11 protein-coding genes are annotated in these 13,492 nt (G+C 61.7%); 7 read left to right on the forward strand and 4 right to left on the reverse strand.

Going from position 1 to position 13,492, the window contains the following annotated elements:
• Positions 1-109 precede the first annotated feature (109 nt).
• The 3 genes from infC to WMO46_RS01855 all read left to right on the forward strand — a co-directional run bounded on the left by infC (position 110) and on the right by WMO46_RS01855 (position 2,848).
• The gene (infC, locus tag WMO46_RS01845) at positions 110-607 is read left to right on the forward strand and encodes a translation initiation factor IF-3 (RefSeq protein WP_044118771.1); all 498 of its coding nucleotides are present in this window, start codon (positions 110-112) and stop codon (positions 605-607) included.
• 452 nt (positions 608-1,059) lie between these two features.
• Positions 1,060-2,025 (forward strand): LuxE/PaaK family acyltransferase, encoded by a 966-nt coding sequence (locus WMO46_RS01850; protein WP_349093664.1) that lies wholly within the window; start codon positions 1,060-1,062, stop codon positions 2,023-2,025.
• Between the two features lie 169 nt (positions 2,026-2,194).
• Positions 2,195-2,848 (forward strand): acylneuraminate cytidylyltransferase family protein, encoded by a 654-nt coding sequence (locus WMO46_RS01855; RefSeq protein ID WP_276760722.1) that lies wholly within the window; start codon positions 2,195-2,197, stop codon positions 2,846-2,848.
• 3 nt (positions 2,849-2,851) lie between these two features.
• Here WMO46_RS01855 and WMO46_RS01860 read toward each other — a convergent pair whose 3' ends face one another.
• From WMO46_RS01860 to WMO46_RS01875, 4 genes are all read right to left on the reverse strand, one after another.
• On the reverse strand, positions 2,852-3,733 hold the full coding sequence (locus WMO46_RS01860) for a hypothetical protein (protein ID WP_349093665.1): 882 nt from the start codon (positions 3,731-3,733) through the stop codon (positions 2,852-2,854).
• Positions 3,730-4,911 carry a glycosyltransferase family protein gene (locus WMO46_RS01865; protein ID WP_349093666.1) on the reverse strand — a complete coding sequence of 394 codons (1,182 nt, stop codon included), beginning with the start codon at positions 4,909-4,911 and terminating at the stop codon, positions 3,730-3,732. Before WMO46_RS01865 ends, WMO46_RS01860 begins: the two co-directional genes overlap by 4 nt.
• Before the next feature lie 91 nt (positions 4,912-5,002).
• A complete protein-coding gene (clpB, locus tag WMO46_RS01870; protein ID WP_129651472.1) occupies positions 5,003-7,600 on the reverse strand; it encodes an ATP-dependent chaperone ClpB in 2,598 nt (865 codons plus the stop codon).
• A 206-nt stretch (positions 7,601-7,806) separates the two neighbouring features.
• Positions 7,807-8,223 carry a hypothetical protein gene (locus WMO46_RS01875; RefSeq protein WP_019151556.1) on the reverse strand — a complete coding sequence of 139 codons (417 nt, stop codon included), beginning with the start codon at positions 8,221-8,223 and terminating at the stop codon, positions 7,807-7,809.
• Between the two features lie 165 nt (positions 8,224-8,388).
• Here WMO46_RS01875 and WMO46_RS01880 point away from each other — a divergent pair, with 165 nt between their 5' ends.
• The 4 genes from WMO46_RS01880 to WMO46_RS01895 all read left to right on the forward strand — a co-directional run bounded on the left by WMO46_RS01880 (position 8,389) and on the right by WMO46_RS01895 (position 13,466).
• The gene (locus WMO46_RS01880; protein WP_349093667.1) at positions 8,389-10,296 is read left to right on the forward strand and encodes a DNA polymerase III subunit gamma/tau; all 1,908 of its coding nucleotides are present in this window, start codon (positions 8,389-8,391) and stop codon (positions 10,294-10,296) included.
• 103 nt (positions 10,297-10,399) lie between these two features.
• Positions 10,400-11,704 (forward strand): tyrosine--tRNA ligase, encoded by a 1,305-nt coding sequence (tyrS, locus tag WMO46_RS01885; RefSeq protein ID WP_349093668.1) that lies wholly within the window; start codon positions 10,400-10,402, stop codon positions 11,702-11,704.
• A gap of 1 nt (position 11,705) precedes the next feature.
• Positions 11,706-12,059 (forward strand): dihydroneopterin aldolase, encoded by a 354-nt coding sequence (folB, locus tag WMO46_RS01890; RefSeq protein ID WP_026076696.1) that lies wholly within the window; start codon positions 11,706-11,708, stop codon positions 12,057-12,059.
• 57 nt (positions 12,060-12,116) lie between these two features.
• Positions 12,117-13,466 (forward strand): sodium-dependent transporter, encoded by a 1,350-nt coding sequence (locus WMO46_RS01895; RefSeq protein WP_195497809.1) that lies wholly within the window; start codon positions 12,117-12,119, stop codon positions 13,464-13,466.
• Positions 13,467-13,492: the final 26 nt, after the last annotated feature.

Below are 13,492 nucleotides of genomic sequence, written 5' to 3' on the forward strand. Positions count from 1 at the left end.
GAAACCATTCCCGCCGAGGCCGTTTACCCCCGGGAATAACAGACCGAAACCGGCAGCAGGCAACCCCCGATTCGGACGCAGACCGCCCGAGAAGGAGAACCCCCACCGCATCAACGAGCAGATCACGGCTCCCGAGGTGCGCGTGGTGGGCGACAACGTCCCCCAGCCGCAGGTGATGCCGATCCGCGACGCACTGCGCCTGGCGGACGAGATGGAACTCGACCTGATCGAGATCTCGCCCAAGGCCGAGCCGCCCGTATGCCGCATCGCCGATTACCAGAAATTCCTTTACCAGCAGAAGAAGAAGGCCAAGGAATTGAAGGCCAACCAGACGAAAGTCGTCGTGAAGGAGATCCGCTTCGGCCCCCAGACCGACGACCACGACTACAATTTCAAGCTCAAACACGCGCAGAACTTCCTCAAGGAGGGGGCCAAGGTCAAGGCTTACGTCTTCTTCCGCGGCCGTTCGATCGTCTTCAAAGAGCAGGGCGAAATCCTGCTGCTCCGCTTCGCCACCGACCTCGAAGAGTTCGCCAAAGTGGAGGCGATGCCCCGGCTCGACGGCAAGAAGATGAACATGATGCTCGCGCCGAAAACGAAAAAGTGACGCCGGGGCGGGAAAAGGACCCGCAGGCATATACGCGAAAACAACGACGGCGAAACGGATTCATCCGGGTCGCAGGTTGTTGTTTTCGTTTTTATGAAACGGCGATCCCGGCTTCCGGAACATCCCCGACAGCCGATTTACCTCATCGTTTACAAGGCCGCGGGCAATCCGGTTTCGGCACCGTCCGTTCTTTTCCCGATCTTCGGCTTCGGCGCCGTAACGGCGCTTTCAGGGTGTCGGGACCTTTTGCCGGGCCGTCTGCAATCCGGCTTTGGAACCATTCGTTCTTATTCCATCGCAGAGTCTTTCAGATACTCCGCCTCGGAAAAAATGCAAGCGAGCTTGCTTTTTTCTCTCGGCTTATTCGTACTTTGGCTATGCCGAAGATACTCTCGCTCGGCAAAATGCAAGTAAACTTGCTTTTGCCCTCGCTTATTCGTATCTTTGTGAAAATGATCGCCCCAAACGACATATTCGGCATCGCGGACGACGCGGCTTTCGCCCGGGCGGCCCTGGAGACATTCCGCCGTCAGGCCGTCGCATGCGCCCCCTACCGGGAGTATCTCGCACTCGCGGGCATCCGCCCCGAAGAGGTGCGCACGCCGGAGGAGATTCCGCACCTGCCCATCGAACTGTTCAAGACGCACGACATCTACTGCGGCGAGACGCCCCCCGAGGCGGTCTTCACCTCGTCGGCGACCACGGGCATGACACCCTCGCGCCACCCGATGCAGTCGCTGGCGCTTTACGAACAGGCGTTCCGCGCCTCGTTCCGCACCTTTTACGGCGACCCCGCGCATTGGAGCCTCTATGCCCTGCTGCCCAACTACCTGCGGCGCAAGGGCTCGTCGCTGGTCTACATGGCCGACCGGCTGATCGCCGACTGCGGCTCCGGCGGCTTCTACCTCGACGACTATGAAGCCCTGCTGGCCGCGATGGAGGCGGACCCGAAACCGAAAATCCTGCTGGGCGTGAGCTATGCGCTGTGGGACCTCGCGGAACGCCATGCCCCGAAGCTCCGCGACACGGTGGTGATGGAGACCGGCGGCATGAAGGGCTACCGCGAGGAGATTCCGAAAGAGGAGTTCCACAGAATACTCTGCGATGCCTTCGGGGTGCGCGAAATCCACTCGGAGTACGGCATGGCCGAACTCACCTCGCAAGCCTATTCGCAGGGCGGCAACCGGTTCCGCTGCCCGGCGTGGATGCGCGTCACGGCCCGCGACGTCAACGACCCGTTCGACCTGCTGCCGCCCGGCTCGCGCGGCGGGCTGAACATCGCAGACCTTGCTAACCGGTGGTCCTGCGCCTTTATCCAGACACAGGATGTGGGGCGCGTCGAAGCGGACGGATCGTTTCTGGTCGAGGGCCGCATCGACCACTCCGACATCCGCGGCTGCAACCTGCTGGTACAATGAAATACCGGTTGAAATATCAGGAATGTATCGCAGTTCCGAATGCCGTTCCCACGGCGTTCCGCCGTGTTTGCAAATCCGACCCACCCCTGACTCCCCGCCCGGGGCGGGGAGTTGAATGCCGCAAGCGGCAAAGTGTCGCTACGAACCCCTTTACAAATTATCAGACTCTATGAAAACCGTCGCATTCGTTCCCATCCGGCTCAACAGCCAGCGCGTCGCGGGCAAGAACCTTCGTTCGCTGAGCGGTTCGCCGCTGATGTGCCATATCCTGAAAACCCTGACCACGGTGGAGGGCATCGACGAAGTCTATGTCTTTTGCAGCGACGAAAGCATCCGCCCGCTGCTGCCCGAAGGGGTGCGGTTCCTGCGCCGCGACCCGTCGCTCGACCGGGACACCACGCTCGGCAGGGAGATTTACGACAGTTTCACGGCGTCGGTCGATGCCGACCTCTACATCCTCGCCCACGCCACGTCGCCCTTCATCCGCGCCGCGACCGTCGCCGGGGCGCTCGAAAAGGTCCGTTCGGGCGAATACGACTCGGCGTTCAGCGCCGAAAAGATCCAGACTTTCGCGTGGTTCGGGGGCAAACCGCTCAATTACAGCCTCGACGACATCCCCCGCACACAGACCATCGAGCCGGTCTACGTCGAGACCAGCGCTTTCTTCATCTTTTCGCGGGAGTTGTGGTGCGGCCGCGGGCGGCGCATCGGGGACCGGCCCTACATGGCCGTCGTAGACCATATCGAGGGGCTGGACATCGACTACCCCGAGGACTTCACGATGGCCGAGATCATCGCGGCCAGCCGCAACCTGCAACCATAGAGGCTATTCCGCTCCCCGTTCGTAGGCGTCGATCATCGAACCGCGCGTGCGGTTTATGATCCGCGCTCCGAGCGAGGCGGCGTAGTCGCGCAGCACCTCGTGGCCGCGGAAGAGTTCGGCGACCTCCGCCAGATAGACCGACATGGTGTAGGGACGGTGCGGAACCTTCTGGAAAATCGGCTTCGGAGTGGCCGGGACAGCGTCGTAATAGTGCCCGTCGGCGCGGCAGAGGCGATTCTCCTCATCCACGCACAGGCCGTCCAGCAGCGTGTGATCCACCCCGTACAGTTCCAGCGTCTTATACCCCAGGAGCAGGGCGACGTATTCGCACACCTGCACCACGGTCCCGAAGTTGGCGCTCCCGAGGCCGCGGCGGAACAACCAAAACTCCACGCCGCGGAACCCGCGGTAGAGCTGCGTATGGAAGCGCACGATGCGGATATTGGGGTTGGGCAGCGCGGCGCGGTAGTCGAACCGTTCGGGATTGTAGTACTGCACGTAGAGATTCATCGGCCACGTCACCTTTTCGTCGAGCACGCGGTAGAGCTCCGCCACCCGGTCGCGGCAGGCGCTGTCGCGGAAGAACATCGGGTCGGAAAGCACGTAATAGGCGGGCCGCACCGTTTCGAAACGCTCGTCCAGCGCAAAAAAGTTCACCGCCATCACATCTTTCGTCTCGTGCTCCCGCCGTTCGATCAGCCGCGGCAGGTCTTCGGCCAGCGAAGGGCCGTTGCCGAGGATCAGCATCGACGGCTTCGGCGCGCCGACCGTACCGGCGCAGCCCACGTAGTTGCGGAAATTCTCCTTCACGGCCATCACGGCAAAGTAGAATGCGGTTTCGTAGAGGTTGCGGAGCAGGCGGTCCGCCCGGACAAAAAGGGTCATCGTTGCGGATTTTTCAGTTCGGGAACAAAGGATTCGAGGGCTTCCCGCAGTCGTTCGGCGACTGTCTCCACCGCAAATTCACGGCGCAGCAGGGCAATGTTCCGCGCGAACTGCGGGTCGGTGCCTGCGGGGTATTCGGCGGCCAGACGGCGGATGAGGGCGGCCATCTCCTCCATGTCGGCGACGACGTATCCCACCGGCAGCCGCAGCACGTCGTCGAAGCAGTCGTTGCGCAGCGTGATGACGGGACGCCCGAGGTTGAGCGCATCGAGAATGGCGCCGCTCGCCGTCAGCCGGTAGCTGCCGGGATCGTAGGCGAAAAGGATGTAGTCGAGTGCGGCGGTCTCCCGCTCGAAGCGTTCGCGCGGGATGAAGCCGTTTTCCGGTCCGGCCACGAAGCGCACTTCGGGCCAGCGGGCATGGTCGCAGAACCCGTAGGTGCGTCCCACGACGGTCAGCGGCACGGGAATCTGCCGGGAGAGCCGGAGTATGCGGTCCAAACCCTTGGCCGGGGTCAGCTGGCCCACCGTGCCCACGCGCAGGGTGTCGTGCGGCAGGGGCTTCGCGGGCTCGCCCTCGAAGAATCCGGGATGGTCGATCGCAAAAAAGAGCGGCGCATTCGCCTCGGAAAGATACGGGCGCAGGTTGCGCAGGATGGATTTTCCCAGCACGCAGAAGCGCAGGTTCCGGTCGAGGCGCGTCCGGCCGAACGCCCGGCGGAGAATCCGCGCGAACCAGCCCGATGCCCGCCACCACGGGCTGCGCCCGGCGAGCAGCTCCAGTTCGCCGTGGCAGACGATCAGCACGCGACGGTGCAGAAAGCCGTTCAGCAGATCGAGCAGAGGGAGCGCCAGCGGGTTGTTGTAGTTGAAAACCACGAGTTCGCCGGGCCGGGAGCGCACGAGCCGCCAGCCGTTCCGCAGGGCGGCGGCCGCATAGCGGCACACCCAGCCTGCCGGACCCTCGCGCCGCACGACCCGGACACGGCGGAATGCGACGCGCGACACGTCTGCGGCGTATCCGTGACGTTCGAGCAGCCGTTCGAGACACCTGCGCTGCGAGGGGTGGCAATGGTACTCCGCACGGCCGAACAGCCGCAGGCACATAACCAGCAGAGCAGCGTTGAACACCTCGTGGAACGAATCCCGGGCAACGGTATCTATGATGCGGACTTGCATGGACGAAGCCAAAGATACGAAAAATATCCGGTTCCCGGCGCGAAAACCGCAATAGAAAAACGCCGGGGGTATTCCCCGGCGTTTTTCCGTATCAGTTGGCGAACGTAAGCCCGTCCTTGCCTGCGTCGATCGAAATCGGCTTCGAGCGATCGACATCCCCGGCGAGAATCCGCTTCGAGAGGTCGTTGACCACGTAGCGCTGGATGGTGCGCTTCACGGGCCGCGCTCCGTACAGCGGATCGTAACCCGCGGCGGCGATCCATTCGCGCGCCCGGTCGGTGTACTCCAGCCGGATGCCGTTCTCGGCGAGCATCTTGCTGACGATGCCCAGCTGTATATCGACGATGCGTTCAATGTCCTTGTGCGTCAGCGGCTCGAACATCACGATCTCGTCGATACGGTTCAGGAACTCCGGTTTGAGCTGCTGTTTCAACAGGTCGATCACCTCGCGGCGGGTCCGTTCGACGACCTCCGCAGGGACCTTTTCGCCGCCGAAATTCCCCGAGAAGTTCTCCTGAATCACCTGCGACCCCATGTTGGAGGTCATGATGATGATCGTATTGCGGAAATCCACCGTGCGGCCCTTGTTGTCGGTCAGACGGCCGTCGTCGAGGACTTGCAGCAGGATGTTGAAGACATCCGGATGCGCCTTTTCGATCTCGTCCAGCAGCACCACCGAATAGGGCTTGCGGCGCACGGCCTCGGTCAGCTGGCCGCCCTCGTCGTATCCGACGTATCCCGGAGGCGCTCCGACGAGCCGCGACACGGCGTGCCGCTCTTGGTATTCGCTCATGTCGATCCGCGTCATCATCTGGTCGTCGTTGAAGAGGAACTCCGCGAGGGCCTTCGCCAGCTCGGTCTTGCCGACACCCGTGGTGCCGAGGAAGATGAACGAACCGATCGGCTTGCGGGGATCGTTCAGCCCGGCGCGCGAACGGCGCACGGCGTCGGAGATGGCCGCGATGGCCTGCTCCTGCCCGATGACGCGCTTGTGAAGCTCGTCCTCCATGTGCAGCAGCTTTTCGCGCTCCGAGGCCAGCATCCGCGTCACGGGAATCCCCGTCCAGCGCGACACCACCTCGGCGACATCCTGCGCATCGACCTCCTCCTTGATCATCGAGCCGTTGGCCGAAGCGAGCTTGTACTCCTCCTGAAAAGCGGCGATCTCCTTTTCGGCCTCCTGAATCTTGCCGTAGCGGATTTCGGCCACCTTGCCGTAGTCGCCCTGACGCTCGGCCTGCTGGGCCTCGATCTTCAGCGACTCGATCCGGTCCTTGTTGGCCTGGATCTTCTTCAGCAGGTCGCGCTGGCCCTGCCACTTGGCGCGCATCCCGGCCTCTTTGGCCTTCAGCTCCTCGATCTCCTTGGTGAGGTGCTCCACGCGCTCCTTGTCCTTCTCGCGGCGGATGGCCTCGCGCTCGATCTCCAGCTGGCGGACCTTCCGGTCGAGGGTGTCGATCTCCTCGGGCACGGAGTTCATCTCCAGACGCAGCCGCGAGGCGGCCTCGTCCACCAGGTCGATGGCCTTGTCGGGCAGGAACCGCGACGTGATGTAGCGCGTCGAGAGTTCGACGGCGGCCACGATGGCCTCGTCCTTGATCCGCACCTGGTGGTGGTTCTCGTAACGCTCCTTCAGGCCGCGGAGGATCGAAATGGCGTCCTCCTGCGTAGGTTCATCGACCATCACTTTCTGGAAACGCCGTTCGAGGGCCTTGTCCTGCTCGAAATATTTCTGAAACTCGTCGAGCGTCGTGGCGCCGATGGTCCGCAGTTCGCCCCGGGCGAGGGCCGGTTTGAGGATGTTCGCGGCATCCATCGCCCCCGACGACTTGCCGGCGCCGACCAGCGTGTGAATCTCGTCGATGAAGAGCAGAATCTCGCCCTCGCTGGCGGTGACCTCTTGCACGACGGCTTTCAGACGCTCTTCGAACTCGCCCTGATACTTGGCGCCCGCGATCAGGGCTCCCATGTCGAGCGAGTAGATCGACTTCGATTTCAGGTTCTCGGGAACGTCGCCGTCGATGATCCGGCGGGCGATGCCCTCGGCGATGGCGGTCTTGCCGACACCGGCTTCGCCGACGAGGATCGGGTTGTTCTTCGTGCGCCGCGAAAGGATTTGCAGCACGCGGCGAATCTCCTCGTCACGGCCGATCACCGGGTCGAGCTTGCCCGAACGCGCCTGCTCGTTCAGGTTGATGGCGTACTTGCCCAGCGCGTCGAACTGCTGTTCGGCGGTCTGCGAATCGACCGTCGCCCCCTTGCGGAAGGTCCGGACAGCCTCGATCAATTCCTTTTCCGTGGCGCCGTTGCGTTTGAGGATGTCGGCGGCCGCGCCGCGCTCGGCCACGAGCGCCAGCAGCAGGTGTTCGACCGAAGCGTACTTGTCGCCGAAATTCTTCGTGAAGTCCACGGCACGCTGGATCGCTTTCGAAGTCTCCTGGGCGAAGAACTGCTCGCCGCCGCCCTCGACCCGCGGCAGCGCACCCACGGCACGCTCCGTCTCGTCGCGCAGCGAACGCACGTTCACACCGACGCGCCCCAGCAGGAACGCCGCCAGCGAATCGTCCTCACGGACGAGGACACTCAGCAGATGGAGCGGTTCGACAGCCTGCTGTCCCCGCTCCCGCGCAAGGTCGAGCGCCGCTTGCAGCGCCTCCTGCGCCTTGATGGTTAATGTGTTAATGTTCATGGTATTTTGTCTTCTAAATTTTTAATTCTGAATTTTTCATTTTTAATTTCATCAAAACCCCTGCCAACCCGGAATTTACGACACATTGTCATCTTTTGTCACAAATTGTCATTTCCGATACGACAATCCGTACTTCAGCCCGACTTTATGACAGGCCGAAATAGAAAAAACAACAGATGTGCTCCTAAAAAACAGAGATGGGTTCGTTACAAGTCCGTATCTTCAGCCCCTGCACCATCCATCATCGCCGGAACGACAGTCAAGGTATATACCCCCAACCGTATCGAGGCTTCGAAGTTCCAATACCGCCTCTGCCGGAAATGTTCCGGGATCGGCCTGCCGGCGGCCGAAAATTCATATACACGGCAACTCGGCAGCAGAGAGTCTTCTCGAATGAGATCGCCGGGAATATCGAATTTGCCACCATGCGACGCACAATCAATGTAAACCCGCATCGAGGAATGAGGCTGAATATGAATGGCTCTACGATCATCCGGGCTGTTGCCGGAAAGCACCATGTCCAAGACCTGATCCGTATCATTCGTCACTTTGTATTCATAGAAAATAGCGTAGTCGCAGCTCTGGAACAACACGACCGCCAAAAAGAGCAATATGCGTTTCATGACGAAAAATATAAAGGTGCATTCAAATGTAGATTATTCGGCCGGAATATGCAAAATTCAGCGTATTTTTTTCGTATCTTTGACATTGCCTTAGATACTCCGCCTCGGAAAAAATGCAAGCGAGCTTGCTTTTTTCTCTCGGCTTATTCGTATCTTTGCACTATTATGAGTGATTTCATCGTCAGCGCACGCAAATACCGCCCCGCGACCTTCCGATCGGTCGTCGGACAGAAACATATCACCTCGACGCTCCAAAACGCCATCGAGCGCGGCCAGCTGGCCCACGCCTACCTCTTCTGCGGCCCCCGCGGCGTAGGCAAGACCACCTGCGCCCGCATCTTCGCCAAAGCCATCAACTGCCTCGCGCCCAACGGCGCCGAGGCGTGCAACGAATGCGAATCGTGCCGCTCGTTCAACGAGGGCCGCTCGCTCAACATCCACGAACTCGACGCCGCATCGAACAACTCCGTGGAGGACATCCGCACGCTGATCGAACAGGTGCGCATCATCCCGCAGGTGGGACGCTACTCGGTGTTCATCATCGACGAGGTCCACATGCTCTCGGCCGCGGCCTTCAACGCCTTCCTCAAGACCCTCGAAGAGCCGCCCGCGCACGCCATCTTCATCCTGGCGACCACCGAAAAGCACAAGATCATCCCCACGATCCTCTCGCGGTGCCAGATCTACGATTTCAACCGCATCCGTGTCGAAGATTCGGTCGAATATCTCCGCTACATCGCCTCGCAGGAGGGCGTCACGGCCGACGAAGAGTCGCTGAACCTCATCGCCCAGAAGGCCGACGGCGGCATGCGCGACGCGCTGTCGATGTTCGACAAGGCCGTGTCGTTCTGCGGCACGGCGCTGGACTACCGCAACGTGGCCCAGACGCTGAACGTGCTGGACTACGACACCTATTTCGGCGTGACGGAGATGCTGTTGGCGGGCAACTACGTCGATGCGCTGGTGACCTTCGACACGGTGCTGTCGAAAGGTTTCTCGGGCCAGACCTTCATGGCGGGTCTGAACCGCCACATGCGGGACCTTCTGATGGCCAAACAGCCCGACACCCTGCGGCTGATCGAGATGACCGGCACCCTGCTGGAACGATACCGGACGCAGGCGGGCGCCTGCAATGTCGAGTTTCTGTTCGGAGCCATCTCCGTGCTGACGGAGCTCGACGGGAAGATACGGCAATCGTCGAACCAGCGGTTGCTCGTAGAGCTGGGCCTGATGAAAATCGCAGGACTCGGCCAAAAAAAAAATGACACACTGACATCCCCCGGGGAGTATCCGCTTCCCGAACTGACCGCCCGCGCGCAGGTCCCGGCATCGGCCCCGGTCGATCCGGCGGCAACAGCGCAAGTCCCGACACCCGCTCCGGCAACTCCGGCGGCCCCGGCGCAGCCCCGACCGGCCCCGGAAACCCCGACGGCAGCTGCGGTGTCTGCGGCCCGGCAGCAACCGGAAACGCAGCCCGAACCCCGGCCCGCGGTCCAACCCGAGCCGAAGAGCGCAGCGGCAGCGCAACCCGCCCCGGAGGTTCCGCAGCCCTCCGCGGCACAGGCAGGGGCGGCAACCCCGCAGCCTGCGAAGCCGATCCGGAGGCCGATGATCTCGGGAACGTCGCTCTCGGAGCTGCTCGCCTCGGGAGGCAACACTCCGGACACGGAGGAGGCCAAGGCCGAAACGCAGGCCGAACCCGCAGCCGTGGAGGTCGATCCGGCCTGCGAACAGAAGTTGGTGCGGGCCCGGGAAGGGATTCTGAACCTGCTCAGGACGAAGCGTCCGCGGTTCGTCCCCGCCTTCGAGCTGATGACCGTCCGGGGCAACACCATTTCGGTCAGCGTCCCGACGACGGAGCTGCGCGAGGAGATCCTCCGCAACAAGACCGGGATGCTGATGCGCATCGCCGAGCTGGCGGGCATCTCGGGAGCCATCGAACTGGAGGTGATCGTCAACGAGGAGATCAGGGCCGCGCGCCCGATCAAACTGGAGGACAGAGTGAAACACATGACGGAGAAAAACCCGCTCATCGCGGAGCTCCGCAAAGCGCTGGACCTCGAAGTGGAATAACCCGCCCGCTTAAAAAGCGGGATTTATAGATGGTGGAAAGTTATCAGGACAGAAACCCGATTACGCCTCCATCCATACAAAACGAAAATTAAGTAATGCAATAATGGCAACAAAGAATTTCATCGAAGAACTCGAATGGCGCGGCATGGTCCACACGATCATGCCCGGCGCAAAGGAACAACTCGAAAAAGAGATGACGACGGCCTATCTGGGCATCGACCCCACGGCCGACTCGCTGCATATCGGACACCTCGTGGGTGTGATGATCCTCAAACATTTCCAGATGTGCGGCCACCGTCCGCTGGCGCTCATCGGCGGCGCCACGGGCATGATCGGCGACCCTTCGGGCAAGTCGCAGGAACGCAACCTGCTCGACGAAAAGACCCTCCGCCACAATCAGGAGGCCATCAAGCGCCAGCTGGCCAAACTGCTCGACTTCGAGTCGGACGCCCCGAACGCCGCACAGATGGTCAACAACTACGACTGGATGAAGGAATTCACGTTCCTCGATTTCATCCGCGACATCGGCAAGTGCATCACCGTCAACTACATGATGGCCAAGGATTCGGTCAAGAAGCGTTTCAACGGCGAGGGCGACGGCATGTCGTTCACCGAATTCACCTACCAGCTGGTCCAGGGCTACGACTTCCTGCACCTCTACCAGACGAAAAACTGCAAGATCCAGCTGGGAGGCGCCGACCAGTGGGGCAACATCACCACCGGCACGGAGCTGATCCGCCGCAAGCTGGGCCCCGAAGCCGAGGCTTTCGCCATCACCTGCCCGCTGATCACCAAGGCCGACGGCACGAAATTCGGCAAGACCGAGAGCGGCAACGTATGGCTCGACCCGCGCTACACCTCGCCCTACAAGTTCTACCAGTTCTGGCTCAACGTCAGCGACGAGGACGCCAAGCGCTACATTAAAATCTTCACGCTGCTCGACCGCGAAACCATCGAGGGCCTCATCGCCGAGCACGACGCCGCACCCCATCTGCGGGTGCTCCAGAAGCGGCTGGCCGAGGAGATCACCTGCATGATCCACTCGCGCGAGGAGTACGAGAAAGCCGTGGAGGCTTCGGCGATCCTCTTCGGAGGCGCCACGTCGGAGGCCCTGCGCAAACTGAACGAAGAGACCCTGTTGCAGGTCTTCGAAGGGGTTCCGCAATTCCGCGCGGCCCGCACGGAACTCGCGGCCGGCATCCCGTTCGTGGAGCTCTGCGCCGAGAAATGCGCCATCTTCCCCTCGAAGGGCGAGTGCCGCAAGATGGTGCAGGGCGGCGGCGTGTCGCTCAACAAGGAGAAGGTCGCCGACGCGATGCGCCCGGTGACCGACGCAGATCTGATCGCGGGCAAATACCTGCTCGTACAGCGCGGCAAGAAGAATTACTACCTCGTGATCGCCGAATAGCATGGAATATCGTATCGTCCTCCGACGCATGGAGTTCCGGGCACTGCACGGCTGCTACGAACTGGAGCGCAAGGTCGGCAACCGCTTTACGGTCGATCTGGAGATCACGGCCGAACTGGGCGACGTGGCCGCGGAAGACAATGTCGAAAAGGCGGTCAACTACCTCACGGTCTACGAGGTCGTGAGCCTGCAAATGCGCATCACGCAGCGCACGATCGAACGTGTGGCGATGAACATCATCGAAGCGGTCTACGCCGCTTTCGGGCAGGTCCGGCACGTAAAATGCACGGTCTCGAAACTGGCCCCGCCGCTGGGCGGCAAGCTCGAACGGGTCAGCGTCGTATTGGAGAAATAACGGGTATGCGCGCACGCCTCCGCGTGCGCGCATACCTTTATATAAACAGGATTAGCCATGCACCATTCACAGGGTCGTGCCACGCTGGGTGGCAAACTGAGCGCCGTGCTCGTCGCGGCAGGTAGTTCCGTGGGGCTGGGAAACATCTGGCGGTTTCCCTACGTGGCCGGCGACAACGGCGGCGGAGCCTTTCTGCTGATTTACATCGGCTGCGTGCTGCTGCTGGGGCTGCCGATCATGGTGGCCGAATTCTCGGTCGGACGCGCCTCGCACCGCAACGCCGTGGGCGCCTACCGGGCCCTCGATCCCAAATGGAGCTTCCTGGGCTACAACGGCGTCGTGGCGGCGTTCCTGATCCTGGGCTTCTATTTCGTGGTGTCGGGATGGACCGCCGAATACATGGTGCATTCGCTGACGGGCAGTCTGGCGGAATACAGCTCCGCCGAGGAGTACAAAACCGTTTTCGAGACCTTTATCCGCAACCCGTGGCGGCCCGTGGTCTACACCTCGCTGTTCGTGCTGGCGACGCATTTCGTTATCACGATGGGCGTGCAGAAGGGCATCGAACGCTCGGCCAAGGTGCTGATGCCGCTGCTGTTCGTGATCCTGATCGCGCTGTCGATCCACTCGCTGCTGATGCCGGGCGGCGGCGAAGGCGTCCGGTTCCTCTTCCGGCCCGACTTCTCGAAGGTGACTCCTTCGACGGTGCTCGTGGCGCTGGGGCAGGCGTTCTTCTCGCTCTCGATCGGCATCGGCACGATGGTCACCTACGCCTCCTATTTCAAACCCGACACCAACCTGCGCCACACGGCGCTCAACGTCACGATCCTCGACACGCTGGTAGCCATATTGGCCGGCGTGGTGATCTTTCCGGCGGTCTTCAGCGTGGGCATCGAGCCCTCGTCGGGGCCGTCGCTCGTGTTCATCACCCTGCCGGGCATCTTCAACTCGATGCCGCTGAGCATGGTTTGGTCATCGGTGTTCTTCCTGCTGCTGGTCGTCGCGGCCCTCACCTCGACCATCTCGCTGCACGAGGTGATCACGGCCTACATGCACGAAGAGTGGCACATGAGCCGCCGCGCCGCGGCATGGGCCACGACCGGGTCCTGCATGGCGCTGGCCGCCGTGGCGTCGCTGTCGCTGGGCTTGCTGGACGGCTGGCGGATCTTCGGGCTCAGCGTCTTCGATTCGCTCGACTTCCTCACGGCCAACATCCTGCTTCCCGCAGGCGGATTCTTCACCTGCATCTTCGTCGGCTGGCGGCTCGACCAAAAGGTGCTCAAAGGGCAGATTTCGAACGACGGAGAGCTGAAATTCCGCATCTACGGCGTATTCATCTTCCTGCTGCGCTACATCTGCCCGGCGGTGCTGCTGCTGATCTTCCTCGACAATCTGGGACTGTTCTAAAAAAAGAGAGAGCCGCGAAGGACTCT

Origin of the sequence: Alistipes intestinihominis (assembly GCF_040095975.1) — a bacterium.
In the GTDB taxonomy this organism is placed as follows: domain Bacteria; phylum Bacteroidota; class Bacteroidia; order Bacteroidales; family Rikenellaceae; genus Alistipes; species Alistipes senegalensis.